Here is a 26,118-nt window from a genome sequence, read left to right on the forward strand (position 1 = left end):
GTAGTCGCCCTGGTTGACGCCGGTGCCGACCACCAGCAGCAGCTTGACGGTGCGCTGCTGCCCCGCCTCGAAGTCGAGGCCGGACCAGGTCAGCGCGCGCCCGGCCACGGTGGGCTCCTGGCGCACGCCGTCCACCGTGGCGCTGTTGCTGCGGTACTTGAAGCCGGGCGGCAGCTGGTCGCGCAGGTCGACGTCGGCCAGGCGCGCCGCCAGCGTGTTCTGCGCCACGATGGTGTACGGCACCAGGTCGCCGATCTGCACATTGGTCAGCGGGCTGGTCTTGCGCACCACCAGCGCGCCGCTGAGGATCGGGTCCACCGGCAGGTGGTTGTTCACCAGGTTGGCCGATTGCCCCGGCGTCAGCGCCAGTTGCAGGTAGTACTGGGTGCTGCCGCGCCCGGTGATCAAGCCGCTGCTGGCAGTGGCGCACGACGACGGTGCGTGGACCGGCGCGGTCAGCAACGGCGGGCTGATGCTCGACTGCACCAGCGCCGGCTTGGGCGCGGACAACACCGTCAGCACGTTGGCGCACGGCGGGATCATGGTCGAGACGCCCGGCGCGTAGCCGGCCGGCGCGCTCAGGCTCAGGGTGTAGACCCCCGCCGGCGCCCCGGACAGCAGCAGGAACTGGTAGATGCCGCTGGCGTCGGTCACCTGGCTCTGGCTGCCCACGCCCCCCGCCAGGTGCGTGGCGGGGTCGAAGCCGGCCGGGCCGTCCAGGCGCACGGTGGCGTCGGCCACCGGCGCGCGGCGCACGCTGTCGTACACCACGCCGGACGGGTCGAGCGGCAGGCTTTGCAGGGTGACGTTGGCCCCGCCCCCCAGGTACAGGCCGGCGATGCCGTCCGGCTGCTCCCGGTCGGAACGCGCCGCCGAGAACAAGGCGAAGTCGGCCTGCCCCGGCGGTTCCGGCGAGACCGGCACGCCGTAGACGTAACCCTTGGGGCTGTAGAAACGGACGCTGAAATAGTCGGAGGTGGCCGAGCTGGGCTGAATTTCGCGGAAGCGGTAATTCCCCTGGGCATCGGTGACCGTACTGGCCAGGACCGTGCCGGCACGCAGCAGCTCGACGCTCCAGCCGGCGAGCCCGCTGCCGGGGCGCGCGTCGTTTTCGTCGCGGCTGTGGTCGTAGTCGATCCACACCTTGCCCGACAGCGTGGCCGGCTGATTCGACACTTCGCCGAACAGGTAGTCGGTCGCCTGGACGCCGGCCGCCAACACGATGCCGCCGATGGTCTCGCCACCGACCGTCCCGCCCGCGCTGCCGGCGGTATTGACGGTGCTGAGGTAGCCCGCCGGCTGGGTTTCGCTCACGGCATAGGTACCCGCGGCCAGGCTGGCGCAGGCGCCGGTGGCCCCGGGCACGGGGAAGGCATAGCTGCCGTTGGCGTCGGTGACCGCCGTGCACGACAGTGGCGCGCCCAGCGCATCGACCCCGCTCAGGGTGACGGTCACGCCGGGCAGGCCGGCCTCGCCGCTGTCGCGCACGCCGTTGCGGTTGAGGTCCAGGTAGACCGCCCCGGCCAGGCCCACCGGCTGGGCGTCGGCGACCCTTTCGCCGAACAGGTAGGGCGAGGCGAGATGAATCGACGACGGCATGACGATGTTGCTGATGGTGTCGCCGCTGAGCGTGCCACCGGTGTTGCCCAGGGTGTTGAGGGTGGTGACGTAGCCGCCGGGCTGGGTTTCCTCGAGCACGTAGGTGCCCGGTGGCAGGTGGGCGCACACGCCGGTGGCACCGATCGCCGGGAAGATATAGGCGCCGATACCATAGGTGACGGTGCTGCAACTGATCGCCGAGCCGTCGAGCGCGCTGGTGCCGGTCAGGGTGATGGTCACGCCGTTGATGCCGTTCTCGCCGGGCTCCCACAGGCCGTTGGCGTTGGCGTCTTCGTAGACCCCGCCGGAGAACATCACCGATTGCGATTCGCCGAACAGGTAGCCGCTGCCGCCGCTGGCGGTCAGCACGATATTGCTGATCACGTCACCGCTGACCGTGCCGCCCGCCGTGCCGGCGGCGTTGCTGCCGTTGAAGAAATTGGCCGGCTGGGTCTCGGTCAGGGTGTAACTGCCGGGGGGGATATTGGCGCAGGCGCCGCTGGCCCCGGCATCCGGAAAGGCGAAGGCGCCGTTGATGTCGGTGGTGGTGGTGCAGCTCAACCCGGCGCCATCGCTCAGCGTGAGTGTCACGCCGGAGATGCCGGGCTCGCCGCCATCCCAGGCGCCGTTGCGGTTGGCGTCCAGGTAGACCGTGCCGGTCAGGCCGGTGGTCTGGATGTCGCCGAACAGGTAGCCGGTGGCCTGGCTGCCGCTGGCCAGCACGATGCCGCCGATGCTGTCGCCACTGACCGTGCCGCCGGCGCTGCCCGCGGCGTTGCTGCCGTTGAGGTAGCCCGCCGGCTGGGTCTCGGTCAGGGTGTAGGTGCCGGGCGGGATGGCGGCGCAGGCGCCGCTGGCCCCGGCGGCCGGAAAGACATAGTCGCCGTTGCTGTCGGTCACGGTGCTGCAACTGACCGCGCCGCCCCCGCCGCTGGTCCCCGCCAGGGTGAGCGTCACGCCGGCGATGCCGGGCTCGCCGCCCTCGCGGGCGCCGCTGTGGTTGGCGTCGAGGTAGACACTGCCGCTCAGGCTGGCCGCCTCGATTTCGCCGAACCAGTACGCCAAGCCAGTCGTACCGGGCGTGAGCACGATACCGCTGATGACGTCACCGCTGACGCTGCCGCCGTTGGTGCCGACGTTGTTGACCGTGCTGGCATAGCCGGCCGGTTGGGTTTCGGTCAGGGTGTAGGTGCCGGGCGGCAGGTGGGCGCAGGTGCCGCTGGCGTCGGCTGCCGGGAAGAAGAACGCGCCCATGATGAACGTGAGCTGGCTGCAACTGACCGCCGAGCCGTCGATGGCGCTGATGCCGGTCAGGGTGATGGTTACGCCGTTGATGCCGGTCTCGCCGGGATCCCAGATGCCGTTCCAGTTGGGGTCGAGCAGCACACCGCCGTTGATGCCGACGGTCTGGATTTCGCCGAAACGGTAGCCGGTGGCGCTGGCATTCGCGGCGAGTACGATGCCGCTGATCACGTCGCCGCTGACCGTACCGCCCGCGCTGCCGGCGCTGTTGATCACGTTGATGAAATCGGTGGGAATGCCACCCAGGCTGGTGGGCTGGGTTTCGGTCAGGCTGTAGGTCCCCGCCGGGATGACGGCACAGGCGCCGGTGGCGCCCGGTGCGGGGAATACATAATCGCCGTTGGCGTCGGTCACGGTGGTGCAGTGGATCGTGGCGCCGCCGCTGCTGGTGCCGGCCAGGGTGATGGTGGTGCCGGGAATGCCGCCTTCGCCGCCGTCGCGCACGCCGTTGTAGTTGGCATCGATGTAGACCGTGCCGGCGATGCCGCTGCCCAGGCCCTCGCCGAACAGGTAGCCGCTGGCGTCGGTGCCGGCCGCCAGCGCGATGCCGCCGATGGTGTCGCCGCTGACCGTGCCGCCGGCGCTGCCGGCGGTGTTGGCCACGCTGGCATAGCCGCCGGGCTGCGTTTCCACGAGGGTGTAGCCGCTGGCATTGGCCGGCGGCAGGTTGCCGAAGCTGAACGCGCCGCTGGCATCGGTGGTGGTGGACAAGTCGATGACGTTGCCCCACGGGTCGGTGCCGCTCAATTGCACGGTGACGCCACCGATGCCGCTGTCGGTCCCGCTGTCGAGCACGCCGTTGGCGGCCTGGTCCAGGTACACCATGCCGGACAGCGACGAGCGCACGATGTCGATCGAGCCGCTGGCGATGTAGTCGCCGTCAGCCGGATCCAGCTTGTTGGAAGTAAGCACAACACCGTTGGTGACGGTCGGCCCGGTCCAGCCCACCTGCCGTACCCGGGCGGTGACAGTGACCGAGGCGCCGTTGCTCACGGTGCCGAGGTTGCAGTTGCACTGGCTGCCGCTCACGCTGCAACTGCCCTGGCTGGTGGTCACCGGGGTGGCACCGACGAAGACCATGCCGCTGGGCAGGGTGTCGGCCAGCGTGGTGTTCAGGCTGTCGCCCTCGCGGTTGTTGAGCACCATCACCCAGTTGAACGGCTCGTTCAGGCTGGCGCTGGCGGCGGAAGCGGTCTTGGTCAGTTCCAGGCCGCCACGGAAGCGGACCGTCGTTTCTTCCTCAGCCGTATTGTTAAGGGGTTTGGAATCGCTCTCGTCGCTGCTGGCGACGACCTTCAACCTGTAGAGATCTCCAGTTCCATTGGGCGAGGCATCGACGCGGAATCGCAGATAACGCACGTACGAGGCGCCATTGGCCAAGCCACTCGGCGCGGTGCAGGTGATGACGGCACTGGCACCGCCGGTGAACGAGGTGTCGGCGTTGTCGCATTCGGCCAGACAGGCGCCCCCGGGCGTGGCACTGCCGCAAAGGAAGGTGAACGACTTGCCCGCCGGCGGCGTCAGCGTGTTGACCAGCTTGACGCCGTTGGCGTAGGAGGGTCCGCCGTTGGTGGCGGTGACCTGGTAGGTGATGACGTTGCCGGCGGGATTCGCCGGGTTGAAGCTCAGCGGGTCCGGGCCGGCGGAGACGCTGTCGGCGTCCGTGGCATTGGCCAGCAGGTCCGCATCCGACGGCAACACCGTCAATGTGGTCACCGTGGTAGCCGCATTGTTGGTGGTGACGGATTCGTATGTGGGCGTCGATACCGCCGCGCCAAAGGGCATCGTGCGTGGATTGGGTGGCGAGGTCATCGAGTTCGGACGCACCACCAGCGTGACCGTGTAGTAGCCGCCGGACGCCCAGTCCGTGCTCCAGGTGCAACTGATCTGCGGCGAGCCGGTGTAGGTGACGCCTGGCGTCATGCCAGTGCAGGCGGCGGTGCCGTTGCCGGGGGTTGCCGAGACCAAGGTAAAACCGCTATCGCCCGCCGCCAGGTTGAAGGTGCTGGTGATGGTGGGCGTGACGCCGAGCGAGGGGCCGGCGTTGCGGAACATCACCACATAAGTGACGTCGACCCCGGCCGGCGTGGTATTGGGCGTTGCGATGATGCTGACCGCCTGCAAATCGGCGACCGGTTGCACCGTGGAACTGATGGTGGAGCTGTTGTTGCTACGATCCGGGTCGCCGACGTCGATGGAATCCACCAGCGCGGTGTTGGCGAGCACGCCGTCCTTGAGCGGCCGCTTCAGCGTGATATCGACGTAGCCGCTGGCGCCGTCGGCCAAGGTGCCGCCTGAGCAGGACACGTTCAGGGTGGCGATGACGCAACTCAGGTCCGGAATGGTATTGGCGGTAATGGAGGCGCCAGTGGTACCGACCAACGTACTGCTGAAATAGCCCGGCAGGTCGTCGCTCAAGGTGATGCCGGTGGCGGTATCGGGGCCGCGATTGGTCACGGCCAGGCGATAGGTCAGTTGGTTATCGGCAGGTTGCAGCGGGTCATCGGCCGGGTCGGGAATCGACTTGACCAGCGCCAGATCCGCCTGTTGCGCGGTGGGGTCGCTACTGGCGGAAGCCGTATCGTTGCTCGGGTCGTCATCGCATTGGCTGAGCGTGGCGGGACAGGTGGTGGCCGCGATCAGGCGCACGGTATTGACCGCGGGGCCAAGCCCGGTGGCCTGGGTCTGGATGCTCAGGGTGGAGGACTTGCCGGCATTGGCCAGCGCCTTGGAGTAGGTACAGGTGACGGTCTGCGGCGGGGTGGCCACCGTCAGCGCGCACGACCAGTCGGTTCCGCTGCTGCCGACGTAGACCTCGTTTGCGCCCAGCGACTCAGTCACCACGATGGGCGGATTGCGCGTCGCGGGGCCGTTGTTGGTCACCACGATCTGCGACGTCATCTGCCCACCCACCACCACCTTGTTCGGTGTCTTGGTCTTGGCGATGCCGAGATTGGACTGGTTCGCCTGGATGGTATTGGTGTTGGTGCCGGTGTTGTTGGCGGGATAGCCGTCCGGCGTATCGCTACTGATGGTCGCGGTATTGGTGAAGGTGCCGCCCGCCGGCACCGTCGCGTAAATGTTGATGTCGGCGGCGCCGCCCGCCACGAAACTGTCCCGCGAGCAGGTGACTATTTGCCCGGCAGTGCTGCATGACCAGCCGGTGCCGCTGGTCGAAGTGACGACATAGCCGGGGGGCATGGTATCCACGACGACGACGTTCGCGGCGTCCATTGGCCCCAGGTTGCGGGGTCTGAGTACATAACGTACGGAGCTGCCCGCGATATGGGTGCCGATGGTGGTTTTGGTGATTTCCAGGTCGGTCCCTGCGGAAATCGCCGTGTCGAAAGTTGCCGTGTTGTTGGTGAAATCGCGGTCCGGGGTTTGCGAGGAGGTCGTAGCGGAAACCGTCGCGATACCCAGAGCCCCCGCGCTCGTCACCTTTCCGGTCAGGGTGACCGGCGGCAAGGTAACGCCGGCCGCCGCGGCGCTGGACATGTAACGGCAGGTCAGGGTGCCGACCGAGGTGAGGCATGTCCATCCGGTACCGGTCCCGCTGGTGACGGATACACCGGCAGGGGGCGTGAAAACGAATACCGTGCTCGTCGCGGCATCGGGCCCGTGATTGGTGACATTCACGGTGTAGGACACCGGTCCGCCCGCCACGGCAGTGGTACTGCCGCCGATCACCAGGGACAGGTCGGCATCGACTACCGCAGTGGTGACCTGGGTCTTGGTGTTGTTGCTGAGGTCATCGTCCGGCGAGGTGCTGGAGATGGTGGTGGTGCTGCTCAGCAGCGTGCCATCCGGCGTGTTGCTGGCCACCTTGAGATTGATGGTGTAGCTGATGGGGGCGCCGCCACCCGGCCCGGTATCGACCATGGCGCCGAAGTTGCAGACCACCTTCCCGCCCGACAGCGCGCAGCGCGCGTCGGATGCCGAAACGAAGGTGGTATAGGTGGGCACGCTGGTGCTGACCACCACCCCGGTCGCCGTCTGATCCCCGACGTTTTCGACCTTGATGGTGTAGGTCAGCGTGCCGTTGCGGAAAACCGGGTCCGGCGCATCATCGAAGGTGGTGACCTGAACATTGGCCGCCGCCTGAGATGTCGAATATAGAAATAAAAAAGAAAGAAATAAGAAAAACCTTACCAAAAACATACCGTTTGGGACTTTTCTTATTCTTTTATATTCAAAAACTTCCATATGGCCCACCGACAGCTAAATGATTACAACCGGCGTGACCGGGCGATACTGCGCCATCAAAAAACAAACATGTTTGATAACTATCAATTTGCCCCTCTTGCCTTCTGGTAATACCGATAAGCGGGGGTGATACCCAGCCAGCCAGGCATTACATGCCCGGGGCAAAGAGACCACCTCAACGAAATTGTTCGCTTTTTGTGAGGGTGAAAACCGGAGACAAACAAAAGTTGACATTGCCGGCCCGCACCTGGGGTCCGGCAAACGAGGGAACCTTCGCCTGGATCAATTATTTGTTTAAAAACAAACAGATAAACAAATAACAGCACTCAGGGAAAAAGTGGGGAAAAGTCAAACAGGACCAAGGGTTTCCAGGCGATTCAGGCCACGGCGGCGCGGACGACGACCTCACACCGCTGGTTTTCAATCAGTTGTAGGGAAAAGACCACAAGCGCGGTCGCGGGAAGGCGCGGGCATCCCAATGGCATGGTCCGGGGGTGCGCCATGGCAATGCCGTTCGCCCCGAAGGCGACAATCCGGGCGTGGGCCGGATCGCTCTTTGGAGTCGGAATGCCCCCATCCGGGAGCCGGTCGACTACGGCAACAGCAGCTCGGCGCAGCGTGCCTGCTCGGTCAGGCGCAATGCCCGCACCACCCGCTCGCAAGCCTGCCGCGCCGCGTCGGCCACCGATACCCCGTGCAGCAGGTGGGCGGTCAGGGTGGCGCTGAACAGGTCGCCGGTGCCCTTGGGCGCGATGTCGATATGCGGATGCCGCAGCACTTCCAGGCGTTCGCGCTCGACCACCGCCACCCACATCTCGCCGGGTGGCCAGCTGTCGGGCGCGGCGCTGGTGACCACCACCCATTCGGTCGGCCCGGTCAGCAGGGTGCGCGCGGCGGCGGCCACCTGGTCGAGGTCGTCCACCGGCAGCCCGGTCAGTTGCGCCAGTTCGAAACCGTTGGGTGTCAGCCCGTGCGCCAGCGGCAGCAGATGCCGGCGGTAGGCGGCGATCATGCCGGGGTCGACGTAGATGCCGTGGTCGTGGTCGCCGATCACCGGATCGACGATCAGCCGCAGGCCGGGGCGCGCGGCGATGGCCTGCGGCAGCCAGCGCGCCAGCGCCTCGGCCTGGGCCGGACCGCCCAGGTAGCCGGCGAGCACGGCGCGCGCCTGACGCAGGCCGTCGCGCGCCAGCAGATCGCTCAGATAGCCCTCGAACCAGGCATCGGGCACGGCGCTGCCGTGCAGGCTGGGGTAATGCGGGGTGTTGCTCAGCAGCACCGTCGGCACGGCGGCGGCCACCAGCCCGAACGCTTGCAGCGTGGGCAATGCCACGTTGTTGCCGACGCTGCCGTACACCACCTGCGATTGCACCGACACCACGTCGATCGGCCACGACTTCAGCGGCGCGCTCATGCCTGCGCTCCGGCGGCCTCGGCGCCGTCCAGCCAGGCGCTGAACACGGCGTGGGCGGCGGCGACCAGCCTGGGGCCGTGCTCGGCCGCCTGTGCACGCAGGTCGCGCGGGTCCAGCCCGGCCTGCGCCAGTTCGCCGGCGTGGCCGACCAGCCAGCGCTCCAGCAGGCGCGGATCGACTTCGGGATGGCATTGCAGCCCCAGCACCCGCTCGCCGACGGCGAACGCCTGGTTGGGGCAGACCGCCGTGCCGGCCAGCCGCACGGCGCCGGGCGGGATGTCGAACTGGTCGCCGTGCCAGTGCAGCACCGGCGCGTCGCCCACCGCGGCCAGTGCGTGGCGGCGGCCGTGGTCGCTCAACGTCAGCGGCGAGAAGCCGATCTCCTTCACCCCCATCGGATAAACAGCGGCACCCAGCGCGCGGGCGATCAGTTGCGCGCCCAGGCAGATGCCCAGCAACGGCCGGCCACTGTCCAGCCGGCGCCGGATCGCCGCCAGCTCGGGGCGCAGGAAGGGATAGGCGTCGTCGTCACCGGCGCCGATCGGGCCGCCCAGCACCACCATCAGCGCGGGGGTCTGTACGTCCAGCGCGGTCAGATCGTCGATGGCGGCGTCGAGATGACGCACGGTGTAGCCGCGCGCCTGGAGCAGCGGTTCCAGCGTGCCGAGGTCTTCGAATTGCAGGTGGCGCAGGGCGATGGCGGTTTTCATGGTGGGGTCGCTCGAAGGTTGGAGGGGTCATGCGGCCGGCGTAGGCCAGTAGTGACTGTCGGGCAAGGCGCGCGCGCCGAAGATGGCCTGGCCCACCCGCACCACGGTGGCGCCCTCCTCGACCGCGATTTCGAAATCGCCCGACATGCCCATCGACAGTTCGTCCAGCGCGATGCCGGGCGCCGCGTCCTGGCGCAGCCGGTCGCGCAGCGTGCGCAGCCGCGCGAAGCACTGGCGTACCCACGCGGGGTCGCCGGACAGCAGCGCCAATGTCATCAGCCCGCGCACCCGCAGTGCGGAAAAGGTCGGCAACACGTGCAGGAACGCCGGGACTTCGTCGGGGTGCAGGCCGTACTTGCTGGCCTCGCCCGAGGTGTTCACCTGCACCAGCACGTCCAGCGCGCGGCCTTCGGCCTGCAGGCGGCGATCCAGCGCCTCGGCCAGCCGCAGGCTGTCCAGCGCCTGGAATTCGCTGGCGAAGCGCGCCACCAGCCGCGCCTTGTTGGTTTGCAGATGACCGATCACCGACCAGCGCAGGTCCGGCAGGTCGGCCAGCGCCTCGGCCTTGCGCTGCGCCTCCTGCACCTTGTTCTCGCCCAGCTCGCGGCAGCCGGCGGCGTAGGCCAGGCACAGCCGTGCCTCGTCCACGGTCTTGCTCACCGGCAGCAACCGCACTCCGGCCGGATCGCGGCCGACGCGGCCACAGGCGGCGGCGATGCGGCCGCGCACCGCGTCCAGGTTGTGGCGCAGGTCGTCGAGCGAGGTGGCGGTGGGATAAGACGTGAAGGGATGCATGGCGAGGTCCGGCTGGCTGCCCCGGCTGCGCGAGGCGCCGCGACGGGTTAAAATTGGCCCGGTCCAAAGTATATGTTGTCATAGGTCAAAATGAAAATCGTCGGAAAGACCGCCGCGGAAATCTTCGACAGCATCCGTCAACTGGCGCAGTCGCATCGGCTGGCGCCCGGCCAGGCGCTGCCGCCGGTGCGCGAGCTGGCGCAGACGCTGGCGGTCAACCGCAACACGGTGGCGGCGGCGTACAAGCGGCTGGTCGGCGCCGGCATCGCGGTGACGCAGGGGCGACTGGGCACGGTGATCCGCCAGCCGGATGCCCCGGCCGAACAGGAAGGCGGCCAGCCCGATTCGCCGCTGACCGATCTGGCGAGCGGCAATCCCGACCCGGCGTGGCTGCCTGATCTGTCGGCCCTGCCGCGTCGGCCCTACCGCCCGCGCCTGTATGGCGAGGCGCCGGTGAATCCGGGTCTGGTCGCCTACGCGCGGCAATGGTGCGCCAACGCTTGCCCCGACGGCGCCGGGATCGATCTGGCGCACGGCGCGGTCGATGCGGTGGAACGCCTGCTGGCCGCGCACCTGGTGGCGGGCGACAAGGTGGCGGTGGAACACCCGTGTTTTCTCAGCAGCATCAGCACGCTGCGCGTGGCCGGCCTGCAACCCGTGGGCGTGCCGGTCGACGCCGAGGGCATGCGGCCCGACGCCTTGCAGGCCGCGCTGGATCAGGGCGTGCAGGCGGTGATCGTCACGCCGCGCGCGCACAATCCCACCGGCTGCTGCCTCAGCGCCCGGCGCGCCCGCGCGCTGCGACAATTGCTGGCGCGGCACCCGCACGTGCTGGTGATCGTGGACGACCATTTCGCGATGCTGTCCGACGCGCCGTACCACGCGGTGATCCCCGCCCAGGCGCGACGCTGGGCGCTGGTGCGCTCGGTGTCGAAGGCGTTGGGGCCGGACCTGCGGCTGGCCTTCGTCGCCAGCGACGCGCAGACGGCGCAGCGCTTGCGGCTGCGGCTGGCCTGCGGCACGCATTGGGTCAGCCACCTGTTGCAGGACATCGTGGAAGACTGCCTGGTCACGCCGGACATCCAGGCGCGCATCGCCCAGGCGCGGCAGGTCTACGCGGCACGTCGCGCCATGCTGGCCGACGCGCTGGCCGCTCAGGGCGTCGCCACGCCGCCGGGCGACGGGCTGAACCTGTGGCTGCCGCTGCCGGGCGACAGCCAGCCGCTGGCCTTCGCACTGGCGCGGCTGGGCTGGCTGGTGCGCGGCGGCGAGGCATTCGGCGTGGAACATCCCGCGCATGGCCTGCGCCTGACCAGCGCCAGCCTGGACGCGGCGACGGCGCAACGGCTGGCGGCCGATCTCAAACGTTGTCTGGGCTGACCTCGGCCGGCGCCACCGCTTCGCCCGCCACCCACACGCCGCTCAGGCGCAGGTCGCGCTCGACGCGCACCACGTCGGCCACCAGCCCCGCCGCCAGCCGGCCGCGCTCCGGCAGGCCCAGGTAGTCGGCCGGATTGCGCGACAGCCGCGCCGAGGCGTCCGCCACGCTCAGCCCCAGTCCAACCAGATTGCGCAGCGCCTGATCCATGGTCAGCGCGCTGCCGGCCAGGCGGCCGTCGGCCAGCCGCACTCCGCCCAGGCACTTGTGCACCGCGCGCGGCCCGTCGCCGTACTGGCCGTCGGGCAGGCCGGCCAATGGCGCCGCGTCGGTGACGCAGTACAACCGTGGGATGGCGCGCAACGCCACGCGCATCGCGCCGGGGTGCACGTGGATCAGGTCGGGGATCAGCTCGCTGAATTCGGCATGCGCCAGCGCCGCGCCCACCATGCCGGGCGCGCGGTGCTGGAGCGGGCTCATGGCGTTGAACAGGTGGGTGAAGCCGACGGCGCCCTGCCGCAACGCGGCCAGCGCTTCGTCGTAGCTGGCCTGGCTGTGGCCCAGCTGCACGCGGATGCCGCGCCGCGCCAGTTCGCCGATCAGCGCGTCGTGGCCGGGCACATCCGGCGCCAGCGTCAGCACCCGCAACGGCGCCAGCGCGCGGTAGCGGTCCACCTCGGCCAGGGCGGCGGCGCGGGTTTCGTCGGGCAGCGCGCCCAGGCTGTGCGGGCTGACGTAGGGCCCTTCCAGGTGGATGCCCAGCACGTCGGCCGCCCCGGCCGGGCGCTGTCGACAGACCTCGGCCAGTTGCGGCAGCAATGCGCTCAGCGTGGCGTCGTCGGCGCAGACGGTGGTCGCCAGCAGCGCGGTGGTGCCGTGGGCGGCGTGCTTGCGCGCCACCCGCGTCAGCGCCGCGGCGCCGTCCATCACGTCGGCGCCGTCGCCGCCGTGCACGTGCAGGTCGATGAAGCCGGGCAGCAGGTAGGGGTCGTCGTTGCCGGCCGGATCGGCGGGGCCGGCGTCGAGCGCGGCGATGCGGCCGTTCTCCAGCAACAGCGCGCCATGGCGCCAGCCCTGGTCGGTCAGGATGTTGCCGTGCAGTCGGGTCATGCGTGCTCCGCGCCGAGTAAAAACTCGATTATCGGCGAGGCCGCGCCCGGGCGGCGGGCGCGGCGCGGGTGCGGCAAGCGGGGACAAAAGCATGCCGCGCGGTCTGGGCGATTACGATAAGCTGTCACCCTCCCCGCCCTGCCCCTGGATTGCCATTCGATGAGCCTGACGAGCCAGATCGCCGTGTTCCTGTGCGCCGCCGTAGTGATGGTGCCGCTGTTCCGTCGCGCCGGCCTCGGCGCCATTCTCGGCTACCTGGCCGGCGGGGTGCTGATCGGGCCGTGGGGCCTGGGCCTGGTGGCCAATGTGGAGAACATCCTGCATTTCTCCGAGCTGGGCGTGGTGCTGCTGCTGTTCGTGATCGGGCTGGAGCTGCAACCGTCGCGGCTGTGGGTGCTGCGCCGCGCGGTGTTCGGCCTGGGCGGTGCGCAGGTGTTCGCCACCGCGCTGGTGATCGGCGTGGCGCTGGTGCTGATCGGCACGCCGCTGGCGGCGGCCATCGTCGCCGGACTGGGGCTGGCGCTGTCGTCCACCGCCTTCGTGTTGCAGATGCTGGCGGAAAAGAAGCAGCTGACCACCCGCCACGGCCGCGACGCCTTCGCCATCCTGTTGTTCCAGGATTTGGCGGTGATCCCGATGCTGGCCTTCCTGCCGTTGCTGTCCGGCGGCGAGCTGCCGGGCTGGCAGGGCGTGGTCAAGGCCATCGTGGTGGTGGCGGCGGTGGTGATCGGCGGTCACTGGCTGTTGCGTCCGGCGCTGCGGCTGGTGGCGCGCTCAGGCAGCCAGGAGGTGTTCGCTGCGGCCGCGCTGCTGCTGGTGCTGGGCACGGCGATGCTGATGGAGAACGTGGGGCTGTCGATGTCGCTGGGCGCCTTCCTGGCCGGCGTGCTGCTGGCCGATTCTGAATATCGCCACGAGCTGGAAGCCACCATCGAGCCGTTCAAGGGCCTGCTGCTGGGGCTGTTCTTCATCGCGGTGGGCATGTCGGCCAACCTGGGGCTGGTGCTGAGCATTCCCGGCACGCTGGTGGCGCTGGTGGCGGGGCTGATGGCCATCAAGTTCCTGGTGCTGTTCGGCCTGGGCCGGCTGACCGGCGCCGGCAACGCCACCTCGCGCCACCTGGGCGTGGCGCTGGCGCAAGGCGGCGAGTTCGCCTTCGTGCTGTTCAGCCTGGCGATCACCCACGGCGTGATGGCGCGCCCGCTGGCCGATACGCTGGTGCTGGTGGTGACGCTGTCGATGGCGGCCACGCCGCTGGTGTCGCTGCTGCACGAACGCTGGATCGGGCCGTGGCTGACGCCGCGCGCGGTGCGCGAGTTCGACCGCATCGAGCCGGTGGAAGGCAGCCGCGTCATCATCGCCGGCTTCGGCCGCTTCGGGCAGATCGTCGGCCGTACGCTGCGCATGCGCAGGATTCCGTTCACCGCGCTGGAAGCCAGCCCGGACCAGGTGGACTTCGTGCGTCGCTTCGGCAACCAGGTGTTCTACGGCGACGCCTCGCGGCTGGAATTGCTGCGCGCCGCCCGCGCCGACCAGGCCGAGGTGCTGATCCTGGCGATCGACGACGTGGAAGCATCGGTGCGCACCGCCGAGACGGTGCGCATGCACTTTCCCAAGCTGAAGATCTTCGCCCGCGCCCGCAACCGGGCGCATGCCTACCGCCTGATGGAACTGGGCGTCACCGCGGTCGAACGCGAGACCTACCATTCCAGCCTGCAGATGGCCAAGGGCGCGCTGCACGCGCTGGGCCTGAGCCAGGACGACGCGGCGGCCACGGTCGACGCCTTCCGCGACTACGACGAGCGCCTGCTGCGCCGCCAGCAGGCCGCGTACCACGACGAAAGCCAGCTGATCCAGACCTCGCAGGAGGCGATGCGCGAGCTGGAGAACCTGTTCGAGTCGGACAGCAGCCAGGCCGACCGGCCCGCGGCCTGATCCGGCCGACCCGGAGCGGGTTGGCGACAGCCGGCGGGCGCTGACTACAATCAAGGGCGTCCCCCCGGCCACGGCACGCCCACCATGAATCTCGAAAAGATCATCTTCGGCTTTTTCATCCTGCTCGCCTTCACCCTGAATTTCGGGTTCTTCATCGGCGAGATCGACGTGCCGCACCAGCACGAGGTGTTCGAGCTGTTCGCCGCCATCGTGGTCAACCTGATCGCCACCGTGCTCAAGTTCGGCGACCGCACCCAGCTGGGCGCGCTGCACCTGGCGACCAGCCTGGTGGCCGACCTGCAACTGATCGCCGCCGCGGTGGTGTGGGGCTACAACCTCTACGTCACCGAGATCGGCACCACCCCGGCGGTGATGTCCAGCATCGTGTCGCTGTCCGGCGGTGCGCTGGCGGCCAACGTGGTGTCGGTGGTGCTGCTGATCGGCGAGACGCTTTCGCCGCGTCGGTGAGGTTTGTGTATGTGTGAGCAGCGTGCGTGGGTGAGCAAGCCCCCGGCGGAGCCGGGCGCTCAACGATGGTTGAGCGCGAGCAACCGACGCTTCCTGATCGAATCCTCCTCCCCCCGCCCTCGCCGCCGCGAGGGAGCCTCGCTGCGCTCGATGGTGGCTTCGGCGAGCATGGGTGCTCAAAGGCCGTGGCTGGGGATGGGTTTGCGGAATGCGAGGGTGCGCAGGCTGCTGGCGGAGCCGGGCGCTCAACAAGGGTTGAGTGCCAACAACCGACGCTTCTTGATTGAACCCTCCTCCCCCCGCCCTCGCCGCCGCGCCTTGCTTCTCTTCCTGCCTACCTCGAGGCCAACATCAGCAAGCCCCCGGCCAAGCCGGGCGCGCATCGTCCCTGGTCCGCCAACAACGGCGCTTCCTGTTCGATCCCACTCCCCCCGCCCTCGCCGCCGCGAGGGAGCCTCGCTGCGCTCGATGGCGGCTTCGAAAAAGGGGGGTTGGGAGTGGCGTGCGGGTGATGGGGTTCGAGTGAGCCGCCTTGATCGCAAGAGTTGGGTCGTCGTGGGAGCGCTGAGGGAGGCCGCGCCATGACCCCCACCCAGTCGCAGGTGAAGATGGCCCGGCCCAATATCGTGTTCCTGGTGTTGCGGCGGATGCGGGCGCCGTTGATCACGTTGATCCTGATCTATTCGCTGTCGGTGCTGGGGCTGGTGTTGATTCCGGGGGTGGACGAGGCCGGCAGGCCTTATCGCATGGATTTCTTCCATGCGTTCTATTTCGTCAGCTACACCGCGACCACCATCGGCTTCGGCGAGGTGCCGCATGCCTTCACCTATCCGCAGCGGATGTGGGTGGTGCTGTGCATCTACATGTCGGTGGTCGGCTGGGCGTACACCATCGGCAGCACCTTCGCCATCGTGCAGGACAAGAGCTTTCTCCAGGCGCTGCAACTGGGGCGCTTCAGCGGGCGGGTGCGACGGCTGAGCGAGCCGTTCATCCTGGTCTGCGGCTACGGCCAGACCGCGCGGCTGCTGTGCAAGGCGCTGGATCGACAAGGGCTGCGCTTCGTGGTGCTGGATCTGCGCGAGGAGCGGGCGCTGGACGTGATCTTCGCCGACTACCGCTTCGATATCCCGGCCTATGCCGGCGATGCCTCCAGCCCGCAACTGCTCACCTACGCCGGGCTGCTGCATCCGTGCTGTCGCGGCATCCTGGCGATCACCGGCGACGAGGAGGCCAACCTGGCCATCGCCATCGCCGCCTACGTGCTGCGGCCGCAGCTGCTGTCGGTATGCCGCTCCAAGACCAGCGCGGTGGCGGAGAACATGGCGTCGTTCGGCGCCAACCGCGTCATCAACATGTTCGACGCGGTGGGCGCGCAGTTCCGCCGCGCGCTGCACGCGCCGCACACCAGCCGGCTGTGGGACACGCTGTCCGAGTTCCCCGGCCACCCGCTGCCGCCGTTGATCAAGCCGCCGCGCGGGCACTGGGTGATCGTCGGCTACGGCCGCTTCGGCCACGCGGTGAAGCAGGCGCTGGACAGCGAGGGCGCCACGGTGTCGGTGATCGACCCCGAGCCGCAGCCCAGCCTGGATCCGGCGCAATTCACGCTGGCGCTGGGGGTGGATGCCGCGTCGCTGCGCGCGGCCGGCATCGCCGACGCGGTGGGGCTGGTGGCCTGCCACGACCACGACGCCAACAACCTGTCGGCCCTCGCCACCGCGCGCAGCCTGCGCCCCGGCCTGTTCGTGGTGGCGCGGCAGAACCTGGCCAACAACAGCCTGCTGTTCACCGCGTTCCAGCCGGACCTGACCGTGGTGCGCGCGCGGGTGATGTCGCACGAATGCCTGCGCACGCTGAATTCGCCGACGCTGGCGCGCTTTCTGGAGCTGATCCAGACCCGCAGCGAGATCTGGGCATCGGCGCTGATGCGCGAGCTGGAGCAACTGTGCCGGGGCGAGGTGCCGCGGACCTGGGTGGTGGAACTGAACGCGACCAACGAGGCCGCCGTGTACGCCTTGCTGGCCAATCCGACGCCACCGCTGGAGATGCGCCATTTGCAGACCAACCCGCACAACGTGGCACTGCCGCTGCGTTGCCTGCCATTGCTGTACTACCACGGCGGGCGCGAGATCCTGCTGCCGCCGGCCGAAAGCCAGCTCGCCTTCGGCGACCGCATCCTGTTCGCCGGCACGCCCGGCTCCTACCTGGCGCAGCAGGCGGCGCTGTCGCACATGGCGACGATGGATTACGTGCGCACCGGCATCGAACAGCCCAACAGCTGGGTGTTCCGCAAGATCGCGCAATGGCGCAGCGAGCGGCGGCAGACCACCCCCTGATGGCGATTTGTCCACCGTCGGCGGCTGTCAAGCCGATTAGTGCTTTTCGCCGAGGGCCCATTGGCGACGGCGCGCTGCGGACAGGCCCGGATATCGCACTTTCGGATTAATCCTAAATAAATTGAGCGATATCCGGGGATTATCACCGCTCATCCGGGTTGACAGCCCCGACCACATAGCAAATACATGATTTTATTGTTGTATTTTTTCAGACGGGCGCTTTGCCATGTCGCTTTCATATAAAATGGCGTTTTCCCGGACTTTGACCCAGGTCATGCTCAGGGCATGCGGAAACAAGTCCAATGTTCCTATTCCCATCGCGATCAAATCAGGCCCACGTCACCAGATTGCCTTGACGAAATCCTGCCCTGCCCCGGATGGCAATACCCCTATCCGCGGCGGGCAATCCATCGCCAGGCACGGCAATTCAACTCGACCCACCCGATCCTGATCGCAACGGAATGGCGCGCCGCGCATGCGGCGATCCGATGACGAGATCGAGGAGGTCGACGTGAGAAAGGTACTGATCCCGGTGGATGGCTCTCCCCAATCCGCCCGCGCGGTGGAAACCATGCTGGACTTCGTCCAGTACGAACAGATCGGTCAGGTCTGCCTGCTCAACGTGCAGCCGGATCTGCGGCCGGGCTACCGCTCGTTGAGCGCCCTGGAAATCGACAAGCTGACCCAGCAACAAGGCGAGCGTGCGCTGTACGACGCGGTGCGCCGGGTCGAGGCTGCCGGCCTGCCGTTCGACACGCGCATCGAAACCGGCGCCCCCGCCCCCACCATCGCCCGTGTGGCCGAGGAGATCGGCGCCGACCAGATCTTCATGGGCAGCCAGGGGCACGGTGCCATCGCCGCCTTCGTGCTCGGCTCGGTGGCGGTGAAGACCCTGAGCCTGACCACGTTGCCGGTGACCCTGGTGCGCTGATGGCGCGGCAAAGGAGCATGCCATGTTGAACATCCTGGTTCCCGTAGACGGTTCCGAAAACGCCAGGCGCGCGCTGGAACACGTGATCGGGCTCAAAGAGAGCGGCCAGCCGATCTTCGTGCGGCTGCTGAACGTGCAGTCGCCACTGCAAAGCAAGGTCAGCCTGAACGCCATCGCGTCGCAGGCCACGCTCGACGCCTATTTCCGCGAGATGGGCGAAGAAGCGCTGGCGGCATCGCTGGCGCTGCTGCACCGGGCGCAGGTGCCGTGCGAGCACGCGGTGGAATTCGGCCCGCCGGCCAAGACCATCGCCGACTACGCCCAGAAACACGGCTGCCACCGCATCGTGATGGGCACGCGTGGCATGGGCGTGGTCTCCAACCTGGTGGTGGGCTCGATCGCCTACCAGGTGGTGCACCTGACCCAGCTGCCGGTAACGCTGGTGCAATAGGTGGAGCGTCTGACAAAACCCTTCCGGCTGCGTTGTGCTTGCTTGCCGTACGCCTTGTCCTGCCTGCACTTCGCACGCCTTGCCGGAACCGCTGCGCGGGGTTTTGTCAGCCGCTCTTAGTGATCCACGGTGGCGCCGCCCCGATCCGGTGGCGCCACAACGCGGTGCGATCCGCGCCGGGCCCGTGCCCGGCCTTCGCCTCGCCCGCCGTCCCACCCGCCCGTGCCGCACGGGCCCACGCAACACCAGGTGACGGCCGCCGCGCCACCCGCGCGGCCCGCCCCGGCGCTCTGACCGTCGGACTTCATCCATCCCCAATGAGGCCCCCCGTCATGACACAACCTGTTCCTCCCCAAAGCGCTCCGCCAACCTGGCACCAGCTGGAAGTCGCCTCCACGCTGGATGCGCTCGATACCACCGCCCGCGGCCTGACCGCCGCCGAGGCCGAGGCCCGCCTGCGCGCCCACGGCCCCAATGTACTGCCCGAAGCCCCGCGCCGCCCCGGCTGGCTGCGCTTCCTGCTGCACTTCAACGACGTGCTGATCTACATCCTGCTCGCCGCCTGCGTGGTGACGGGCGCCATGGGCCACTGGGTCGATACCGCGGTCATCCTCGGCGTGGCGGTCATCAACGCGCTGATCGGCTTCGTGCAGGAGAACAGCGCCGAGAAATCGCTGCAAAGCATCCGCGGCATGTTGTCCAGCCAGACCCTGGCGCTGCGCGACGGCAAGAAGACGCCGCTGCCCACCGCCGACCTGGTGCCCGGCGACGTGGTGTCGCTACGCCCCGGCGACAAGATCCCGGCCGACCTGCGCCTGCTGGAAACCCACAGCCTGCGGGTGGAGGAAGCCATCCTCACCGGCGAATCGACGGTGGTGGACAAGCATATCGCCGCCATCCCGGGCAACGCGCTGCTGGGCGATCGCCGCAATATGGCGTTCTCCGGCACCACCGTCAGCGCCGGCACCGCGCGCGGCGTGGTGGTCGCCACCGCCGGCGACACCGAGCTGGGCCACATCAACCGCATGATCTCGAATGTCGATCCGATCCAGACGCCGCTGTTGCAGCAGATGAAGCGGCTGGGCCAGGGCATCTTCCTGCTGATCCTGGTGATGATGGCGGTGCTGTTCGCCTGGGGCTGGCTGATGTTCGACATGGAGTTGGGCGAGCTGTCGCTGTCGCTGATCAGCCTGGCGGTGGCGGCGGTGCCCGAGGGCCTGCCGGCGGTGATTTCCATCATCCTGTCGCTGGGCGTGCAGAAGATGGCGCGCAACAAGGCCATCATCCGCAAGCTGCCCACGGTGGAAACGCTGGGCGCGATGACCATCGTCTGCTCCGACAAGACCGGCACGCTGACCCGCAACGAGATGACCGTGAAGTCGGTGGTGCTGGGCGACCGCGCCTTTACCGTGAGCGGCGAAAGCTACGAGCCGGTGGGCGAGATCCGCGAAGTGGGCGGCAGCGGCGACATCGGCGGCATCGATCCGGCCACGCCGCTGGGCCTGTTCATCACCGCCGTGGACCTGTGCAACGACACCCGGCTGCTGCGCGACGAGAACGGCCACTGGCAGGTGGCGGGCGCCCCCACCGCCGGCGCGCTCAAGGTGCTGGCGGCCAAGGCCGGCGTACGCCACGACGATGCCAGGCGCCACGGCAAGATCCCGTTCGATTCCGCCTACAAGTACCAGGCCACCCACCACGAGGTGGAGGGCCGCCACTACCTGTTCATGATCGGCGCGCCCGACGTGATCGCCGCACGCTGCGCCACCGAGCTGCACGACAACGGCCAGCGCCCGTTCGACGCGGCCTACTGGGACGACGCGATGACGCGCCAGTCCGAGAACGGGCTGCGCATGCTGGCCGCCGCCTACCGCGAAATCCCGCCGCACTATCCCGCGCTGGAGCACCGCCACCTGGAGCATGGCATGGTGTTCCTCGGCTTTGCCGGGATGATGGACCCGCCGCGCCCCGAGGCCATCGAGGCCATCGCCCAGTGCCGCGACGCCGGCATCCGGGTGAAGATGATCACCGGCGACCATCCCGGCACCGCGATGGCCATCGGCGCGATGATGGGCATCGGCAACGGCCACGATGTGGTGACCGGGCAGCAGCTCGAAGCGCTGGACGACGAGGCGCTGGTGGACGTGGCCGACCGCTGCGACATCTTTGCGCGCACCAGTCCCGAGCACAAACTGCGGCTGGTGCGCGCCCTGCAACGCCGCCGCAACGTGGTCGGGATGACGGGCGACGGCGTCAACGACGCCCCGGCGCTGAAGCAGGCCGACGTCGGCATCGCCATGGGCATCAAGGGCACCGAGGTCACCCGCGAGGCCGCCGACATGGTGCTGGCCGACGACAATTTCGCCTCGATCGCCCGCGCGGTGAAGGAAGGCCGCCGCGTCTACGACAACCTGAAGAAGACCATCCTGTTCATCCTGCCCACCAACCTGGCGCAGGGCCTGTTGATCGTGATCGCCATCCTGGCGGGCGCCATGATCCCGCTGACGCCGCTGCAAGTGCTGTGGATGAACATGGCGACCTCGATCACCCTGTCGTTCGGCCTGGCGTTCGAGCCGGCCGAGCCCGGGCTGATGCAGCGGCGCCCGCGCGATCCGTCGCGCTCGATCCTCGACGGCTACGCCATCTGGCGCGTGGGCCTGGTGGGGCTGCTGCTGGCCGGCAGCGCCTTCGCGCTGGAAGCCCAACTGCTGTCGCACATCGACAACCCGGCCTTCGTGCGCACGGTGCTGCTGCAAACGCTGGTCACGGCGCAGTGGGCATACATGTTCAACTGCCGCATCCAGGACAGCTTCTCGCTGGATTGGGCGATGTTCCGCAGCAAGGGCCTGTGGCTGGCCAGCAGCGTGCTGCTGGTGCTGCAACTGTCCATCGTCCACCTGCCGTTCATGAACGAGATCTTCGGCACCGCGCCGCTGCCGCTGTTCTACTGGTTGATCAGTCTGAAGATCGGCGTCGCCATCTTCCTGGTGATCGAGCTGGAGAAATGGCTGGTACGCCGGCTGCGCGCCTGGCGCGCCGCGCGCTGAACCGGGTGGCGTCGGGCGCCCTGCCCGATCCAGCCCAATTGCATTGCTCAAAAAAAGAATGCCGGAATATCCCGGCATTCTTTTTCTTTATGCTGTTTCAGAACGAAAACGTGACGCCGCCATAAACCCCGTTGGCCAATTCGGTGGCGGGCCGGTCGTCGTCGCTTTCCACCTTCACGTACTTGTAACCCAATTCGGCGCCGACCAGCCTGGTCAGATTGAAGCGCACCCCTGCGCTGGCCTCGGTATAGGCGCCGATGCCGCTCGCCAGCGATTCGGGCGCATACCAGGCGCCACCCAGCAATTTGAAATGCTCGCCCAACGGCCATTGCACGGTGCCGCCGACCGCCAGCGCGCCGCCGTTGTCGCGGTCGTCCAGATCGACGTACATCGCCTTGCCGCCCAGCGTCACCAGTGCCGACCCCAGCGGCACGCCCAGGCCCAGCCCAAGGCCGGCGGTATAGCCCAGGTCGTCGTTGTACAGCCAGTCGGCGGTCAGGCCGATGCCGCCCGCATTGAGGGCGCCATTGGCGGCAACGAAATCGCTGCCGGCGGACGCCGACAGATCCATCGCGGAAGCGGCCAAGGCCGACAACGACAATACGGCGGCCATTACGGCGGAATATGTTTTTTTCATCATGGGGCAATCGATCGGTCCGGGGAAAAGTGCCCGGCATCTAATCACCAAAGCCCGATGCATTGCCACCAATACAATTCACGCGCCAATTCGGCAATCCGCCGGCATGGATGCGCCCCCGACCGGCGTAAAACGCCGCAATGTGGGGAATTGCGTGCACCCCTCGACTTGTTTAGCAATTCGCGGCGATTCGCTAAACACGTGCCATGAAAAACGGCGCGAATCACATCGCGCCGTCATCAGGAAAAGGAAAGCAATCGTGCGTGAAACTCAGCCTGCCAGGGTGCGCTGGCGGCGGGTTTCGGACAGCACGATGCCGGCCGCCACCGAGGCGTTCAGGCTTTCCACCGCGCCGAACATCGGGATCGACACCAGCACGTCGCAGTGCTCGCGCGTCAGGCGGCGCATGCCCTCGCCTTCGCTGCCCAGCACCCAGGCGATGGCGCCGGTGCCGCCGCTGAAATGATGCAGGTCCACGTCGGCGTCGGCGGCGGTGCCGGCGATCCAGATCTCGCGGTCCTTCAGTTCGCGCAGGGTGCGCGCCAGGTTGGTGACCATCACGTAGGGCACGGTCTCGGCCGCGCCGCACGCCACTTTGGACACGGTGGCGGTCAGGCCCACCGACTTGTCCTTGGGCGCGATCACCGCGTGCACGCCCATGGCGTCGGCCACGCGCAGGCAGGCGCCCAGGTTGTGCGGATCGGTGATGCCGTCGAGCACCAGCAGGAACGCGGGCTCGGTCAGGTCGTCCAGCACGTCCTCCAGCGTCACGTAGGACTTGCCGGCGTCGATCAGCGCGGCGACGCCCTGGTGGCGCGCGTCGCCGGTCAGGCCGGACAGGCGCTTGTCGTCCACGTGCAGCACCTTCACGCCGTGGGCCTGCGCCAGTTGGGTCAGGTCGCGGGCACGGGCATCGTGGCGCGCGGCGTCGAGGTAGATCTCGAGCACGCTGTCGGGAAAGCGCTTGAGGCGCGCGGCGACGGCATGGAAGCCGTGAAGGGTCTTTTTCTGCATGGGAACCGGGAATTCGAGAGGGGAAGCAATCCGGCAAGGTGCCGGGGCGCGGACTGCGTGTCAGTGAGCGGCTGCAAAACCCAGCGTGGCGGTTTTTCGGCCCAGCGCTGCCGCGAAACCATCGATGACACGCCCTAGGCCGGGCTGGCGTCCACCGGGCCGGCCGCCGCATAGCCTTCGCGCGCAAGGTAGCGCAGCAGGGCATCGGCGTCCAGCGGCATGGCGTAGAGGTAGCCCTGCACCGCGTGGCAGCCGCTGCGGCGCATGAACAGCATCTGCTGGATGGTCTCCACGCCCTCGGCCACCACCTTGAGCCGCAGCTTCTTGGCCATGGCGACGATGGCCTCGGCGATGGCGGCGCTGTCTTCGTCCTCGGGCACGCCGACGATGAACGAACGGTCGATCTTCAGGGTATCGAGCGGGAAGTGCTTGAGGTTGGACAGCGACGAATAGCCGGTGCCGAAGTCGTCGATCGCCAGCTTCACCCCCATCGCGCGCAATTCGCCCAGCACGCTCACCGCGCGCTGCGGGTTCTGCATGATCATGCTTTCGGTGATCTCCAGCTCCAGCCGCTGCGGCGGGATGTCGTAGCTGGCCAGCGTGGCCGCCACCTGCTGCGGCAACTGCTCGCGCAGGAACTGGCGCGCCGACAGGTTGATCGCCAGCCGCGGGATGGCGTAGCCCGCCACCTGCCACAGCTTGAGCATGCGACAGGCTTCTTGGAGCACCCAGTCGCCGATCGGCACGATCAAGCCGTTCTCCTCGGCCAGCGGGATGAAGCTGCTGGGCGGGATCAGCCCCAGCTCGGGGTGCTCCCAGCGGATCAGCGCCTCCACGCCTTCCAGTTCGCCCGACACGATGTCGATCTGCGGCTGGAAGTGCAGGATCAGCTCGCGCCGTTCCAGCGCGTAGCGCAGGCTGTTCTCCAGCACCAGGTGTTCGAAGGCGCGCGCGTTCATGTCCGGCGAGAAGAACTGGTAGTTGTTCTTGCCCAGCTCCTTGGCGCGGTACATCGCCACGTCGGCGTTCTTCAGCAGTTGCGCCGGTTGCAGGCCGTCGCCGGGATACAGGCTGATGCCGATGGAACAGGTGACGAACAGCTCCTGCCCCTGGATCACGATGGGACGGCACAGCTCGGTCAGCAGCCGTTCGCCGATGTGCGCCACGTCGTCCACCTGGTGCACGTTGTCCAGCAATACGGTGAATTCGTCGCCGCCCAGCCGCGCGATCAGGTCGCTGTCCTTGAGGCTGGATTTCAGGCGCTGCGCGATCACCTTGAGCAGTTCGTCGCCGACGTCGTGGCCCAGGGTGTCGTTGATCGCCTTGAAGCGATCCAGGTCGATGAACAGCACCGCCAGCTGGCGTTTTTCGTCGCTGGCGCGCGCCACCGCCTGCCCCAGGGATTCGTGCATCGCGGTGCGGTTGTACAGTTTGGTCAGCGCGTCGTGGTTGGCCAGGAAGTGCAGTCGCTGCTCGGCTTCCTTGCGGTTGGTGTAGTCGGAGAACACGCCGACGTAGTTGGAGATCTCGCCGTTCTCGTCGCGCACCGCGCTGATCGACAGCCAAGCCGGATACGCCTCGCCGTTCTTGCGGCGGTCCAGCATCTCGCCCTGCCAGTAGCTTTCCTGCGCCAGCTTTTCCAGCATCTCGCGGTTGGCCACGCGCTGCCGGCCGCGGCTGCCGAACATGCGCGACACGCGGCCGATGGCCTCGGAGCGCGGGTAGCCGGTGATGCGGGTGAACGCCGGGTTCACCGCCACCACCCGGGCGTCGGCGTCGGTGATCAGGATGCCTTCGGACGCGTTCTGGAACACCTGCCCCGCCAGACGCGATTCGCGCGCGGCGGCGGCGCTCTCGCGATTGGACAACGACAGCAAAAGTCCGGTGATCGACACCGCCACCAGCAGCGTCACCATCGGCACCGCGGCGACGGCGGGCGTCTGCGCCAGGTGCAGCATCACGGCGGCGGCCAGCGTGGTGATCAACCCGGCCAGCCCCACGCCGAACAGGCGCAACCGCAGCGCGGCCCACACCATCAGCGGGAACAGCAGGAATTGCAGATCGCCCAGCCCGGGCCACGGCGGAAAGTAGACCAGCATCGACACGCCGAGCGCGGCGACCACCAGCAACCCCAGCTCCACCCCGGCGCGGGCGTCTCGGCGGCGGTAGGCCAGGCCGAAGTACACCGCCAGCGCCACCAGCATGGCCTGGGCGTCGGACCACCACCACAGCAGCCATTGCGCCCACAGCGGCGCGTCGCCCGCGGCCTGGAACAGGTAGAGCACCAGCACGCCCAGGCTGGAGGTCACGCCGGCGCCCACCAGCGGCCCGACCGCCAGGAAGCGCAGGCCATCGTGAACCCGCAATTCGCCGCCCTGGCCGAACTGCGGCAGGAAGCGCGCCACCACCACCGCCTGCGCCAGGTGCAGCGCGGCCAGCGGCAGCAGCATCGACCAGCCCACATTGGACAGCAGCGGCCACAGACAGGCGCCCAGCGCCGCGCCGAACCAGGCGCCGCGGCCATAGCGCAGCAGCAGTATCAGCATCACGCCGGTGCCCAGCGCCGGCATGGCCGCGTACTGGCCGGGCAGACGCAACGTCCAGGCGAACGCCTGCGCCGCACAACAGGCAAAGGCGGTCGGCCAGAAGCCGGGCAGGGTGCGCTTCATCATCGATGTCGTCGGAAGAGGTGTGCCGTGCAGACGGCTTCTTTTCATACGTCGTCAGGGGGTGACTGACAACGGAAGGTGTGCAGAATCATTCGGCATGCCCCACCAAAAAGCAAGTC

General features: G+C 68.1%; 15 protein-coding genes. 7 read left to right on the forward strand and 8 right to left on the reverse strand.

Annotated features, from left to right (window positions below; genetic code table 11):
- From C556_RS0109005 to C556_RS0109020, 4 genes are all read right to left on the reverse strand, one after another.
- On the reverse strand, window positions 1-7,107 hold a 7,107-nt coding region (locus C556_RS0109005), incomplete at its 3' end, for an SdrD B-like domain-containing protein (protein WP_157236065.1).
- Between the two features lie 592 nt (window positions 7,108-7,699).
- Complete coding sequence (gene pdxK / locus C556_RS0109010; protein WP_018747917.1) at window positions 7,700-8,521, reverse strand: pyridoxine/pyridoxal/pyridoxamine kinase; 822 nt, start codon at window positions 8,519-8,521, stop codon at window positions 7,700-7,702.
- Window positions 8,518-9,231, reverse strand: coding sequence for a glutamine amidotransferase (locus C556_RS0109015; RefSeq protein WP_018747918.1), 714 nt, complete (start codon window positions 9,229-9,231; stop codon window positions 8,518-8,520). Before C556_RS0109015 ends, pdxK begins: the two co-directional genes overlap by 4 nt.
- 27 nt (window positions 9,232-9,258) lie before the next feature.
- The gene (locus C556_RS0109020; protein ID WP_018747919.1) at window positions 9,259-10,026 is read right to left on the reverse strand and encodes a YggS family pyridoxal phosphate-dependent enzyme; all 768 of its coding nucleotides are present in this window, start codon (window positions 10,024-10,026) and stop codon (window positions 9,259-9,261) included.
- 90 nt (window positions 10,027-10,116) lie between these two features.
- Here C556_RS0109020 and ptsJ point away from each other — a divergent pair, with 90 nt between their 5' ends.
- Window positions 10,117-11,406: a MocR-like B6 salvage transcription factor PtsJ gene (gene ptsJ / locus C556_RS21610; RefSeq protein WP_018747920.1), complete on the forward strand. Its 1,290-nt coding sequence runs from the start codon at window positions 10,117-10,119 to the stop codon at window positions 11,404-11,406.
- On the opposite strand, the gene C556_RS0109030 is transcribed toward ptsJ, so the two are convergent.
- Window positions 11,387-12,514, reverse strand: coding sequence for an N-acetylglucosamine-6-phosphate deacetylase (locus tag C556_RS0109030; RefSeq protein ID WP_018747921.1), 1,128 nt, complete (start codon window positions 12,512-12,514; stop codon window positions 11,387-11,389). The genes ptsJ and C556_RS0109030 overlap by 20 nt on opposite strands.
- A 159-nt stretch (window positions 12,515-12,673) precedes the next feature.
- Between C556_RS0109030 and C556_RS0109035 the strand changes: the two genes are divergently transcribed.
- The 6 genes from C556_RS0109035 (at window position 12,674) to C556_RS0109060 (ending at window position 21,679) form a co-directional block, all read left to right on the forward strand.
- Window positions 12,674-14,449 (forward strand): monovalent cation:proton antiporter-2 (CPA2) family protein, encoded by a 1,776-nt coding sequence (locus C556_RS0109035; protein ID WP_018747922.1) that lies wholly within the window; start codon window positions 12,674-12,676, stop codon window positions 14,447-14,449.
- A gap of 84 nt (window positions 14,450-14,533) precedes the next feature.
- Window positions 14,534-14,917 carry a DUF6394 family protein gene (locus tag C556_RS0109040; RefSeq protein WP_018747923.1) on the forward strand — a complete coding sequence of 128 codons (384 nt, stop codon included), beginning with the start codon at window positions 14,534-14,536 and terminating at the stop codon, window positions 14,915-14,917.
- 581 nt (window positions 14,918-15,498) lie between these two features.
- Window positions 15,499-17,250 carry a potassium channel family protein gene (locus C556_RS0109045; RefSeq protein WP_018747924.1) on the forward strand — a complete coding sequence of 584 codons (1,752 nt, stop codon included), beginning with the start codon at window positions 15,499-15,501 and terminating at the stop codon, window positions 17,248-17,250.
- Between the two features lie 475 nt (window positions 17,251-17,725).
- A complete protein-coding gene (locus tag C556_RS0109050; protein ID WP_018747925.1) occupies window positions 17,726-18,181 on the forward strand; it encodes a universal stress protein in 456 nt (151 codons plus the stop codon).
- A 22-nt stretch (window positions 18,182-18,203) separates the two neighbouring features.
- Window positions 18,204-18,632, forward strand: coding sequence for a universal stress protein (locus tag C556_RS0109055; RefSeq protein ID WP_018747926.1), 429 nt, complete (start codon window positions 18,204-18,206; stop codon window positions 18,630-18,632).
- Window positions 18,633-18,964: 332 nt separating this feature from the next.
- Window positions 18,965-21,679, forward strand: coding sequence for a cation-transporting P-type ATPase (locus C556_RS0109060; RefSeq protein ID WP_018747927.1), 2,715 nt, complete (start codon window positions 18,965-18,967; stop codon window positions 21,677-21,679).
- A 97-nt stretch (window positions 21,680-21,776) separates the two neighbouring features.
- Here C556_RS0109060 and C556_RS0109065 read toward each other — a convergent pair whose 3' ends face one another.
- From C556_RS0109065 to C556_RS19905, 3 genes are all read right to left on the reverse strand, one after another.
- Window positions 21,777-22,319 (reverse strand): YfaZ family outer membrane protein, encoded by a 543-nt coding sequence (locus C556_RS0109065; protein ID WP_169338610.1) that lies wholly within the window; start codon window positions 22,317-22,319, stop codon window positions 21,777-21,779.
- A 267-nt stretch (window positions 22,320-22,586) separates the two neighbouring features.
- Window positions 22,587-23,330 carry a 23S rRNA (guanosine(2251)-2'-O)-methyltransferase RlmB gene (rlmB, locus tag C556_RS0109070; protein ID WP_018747929.1) on the reverse strand — a complete coding sequence of 248 codons (744 nt, stop codon included), beginning with the start codon at window positions 23,328-23,330 and terminating at the stop codon, window positions 22,587-22,589.
- A 134-nt stretch (window positions 23,331-23,464) separates the two neighbouring features.
- On the reverse strand, window positions 23,465-26,002 hold the full coding sequence (locus C556_RS19905; RefSeq protein ID WP_051083225.1) for a bifunctional diguanylate cyclase/phosphodiesterase: 2,538 nt from the start codon (window positions 26,000-26,002) through the stop codon (window positions 23,465-23,467).
- Window positions 26,003-26,118: the final 116 nt, after the last annotated feature.

The sequence above is a fragment of the Chitiniphilus shinanonensis DSM 23277 genome (assembly GCF_000374805.1).
GTDB classification, from domain to species: Bacteria; Pseudomonadota; Gammaproteobacteria; order Burkholderiales; family Chitinibacteraceae; genus Chitiniphilus; species Chitiniphilus shinanonensis.

What these genes read in the sequence shown, in the direction of transcription:
- pdxK (WP_018747917.1), bottom strand. Translation starts at nt 8,521, where the DNA reads ATGAGCGCGCCGCTGAAGTCGTGGCCGATCGACGTGGTGTCGGTGCAA.
- C556_RS0109015 (WP_018747918.1), bottom strand. Translation starts at nt 9,231, where the DNA reads ATGAAAACCGCCATCGCCCTGCGCCACCTGCAATTCGAAGACCTCGGC.
- C556_RS0109020 (WP_018747919.1), bottom strand. Translation starts at nt 10,026, where the DNA reads ATGCATCCCTTCACGTCTTATCCCACCGCCACCTCGCTCGACGACCTG.
- ptsJ (WP_018747920.1), top strand. Translation starts at nt 10,117, where the DNA reads ATGAAAATCGTCGGAAAGACCGCCGCGGAAATCTTCGACAGCATCCGT.
- C556_RS0109030 (WP_018747921.1), bottom strand. Translation starts at nt 12,514, where the DNA reads ATGACCCGACTGCACGGCAACATCCTGACCGACCAGGGCTGGCGCCAT.
- C556_RS0109035 (WP_018747922.1), top strand. Translation starts at nt 12,674, where the DNA reads ATGAGCCTGACGAGCCAGATCGCCGTGTTCCTGTGCGCCGCCGTAGTG.
- C556_RS0109040 (WP_018747923.1), top strand. Translation starts at nt 14,534, where the DNA reads ATGAATCTCGAAAAGATCATCTTCGGCTTTTTCATCCTGCTCGCCTTC.
- C556_RS0109045 (WP_018747924.1), top strand. Translation starts at nt 15,499, where the DNA reads ATGACCCCCACCCAGTCGCAGGTGAAGATGGCCCGGCCCAATATCGTG.
- C556_RS0109050 (WP_018747925.1), top strand. Translation starts at nt 17,726, where the DNA reads ATGCGGCGATCCGATGACGAGATCGAGGAGGTCGACGTGAGAAAGGTA.
- C556_RS0109055 (WP_018747926.1), top strand. Translation starts at nt 18,204, where the DNA reads ATGTTGAACATCCTGGTTCCCGTAGACGGTTCCGAAAACGCCAGGCGC.
- C556_RS0109060 (WP_018747927.1), top strand. Translation starts at nt 18,965, where the DNA reads ATGACACAACCTGTTCCTCCCCAAAGCGCTCCGCCAACCTGGCACCAG.
- C556_RS0109065 (WP_169338610.1), bottom strand. Translation starts at nt 22,319, where the DNA reads ATGATGAAAAAAACATATTCCGCCGTAATGGCCGCCGTATTGTCGTTG.
- rlmB (WP_018747929.1), bottom strand. Translation starts at nt 23,330, where the DNA reads ATGCAGAAAAAGACCCTTCACGGCTTCCATGCCGTCGCCGCGCGCCTC.
- C556_RS19905 (WP_051083225.1), bottom strand. Translation starts at nt 26,002, where the DNA reads ATGATGAAGCGCACCCTGCCCGGCTTCTGGCCGACCGCCTTTGCCTGT.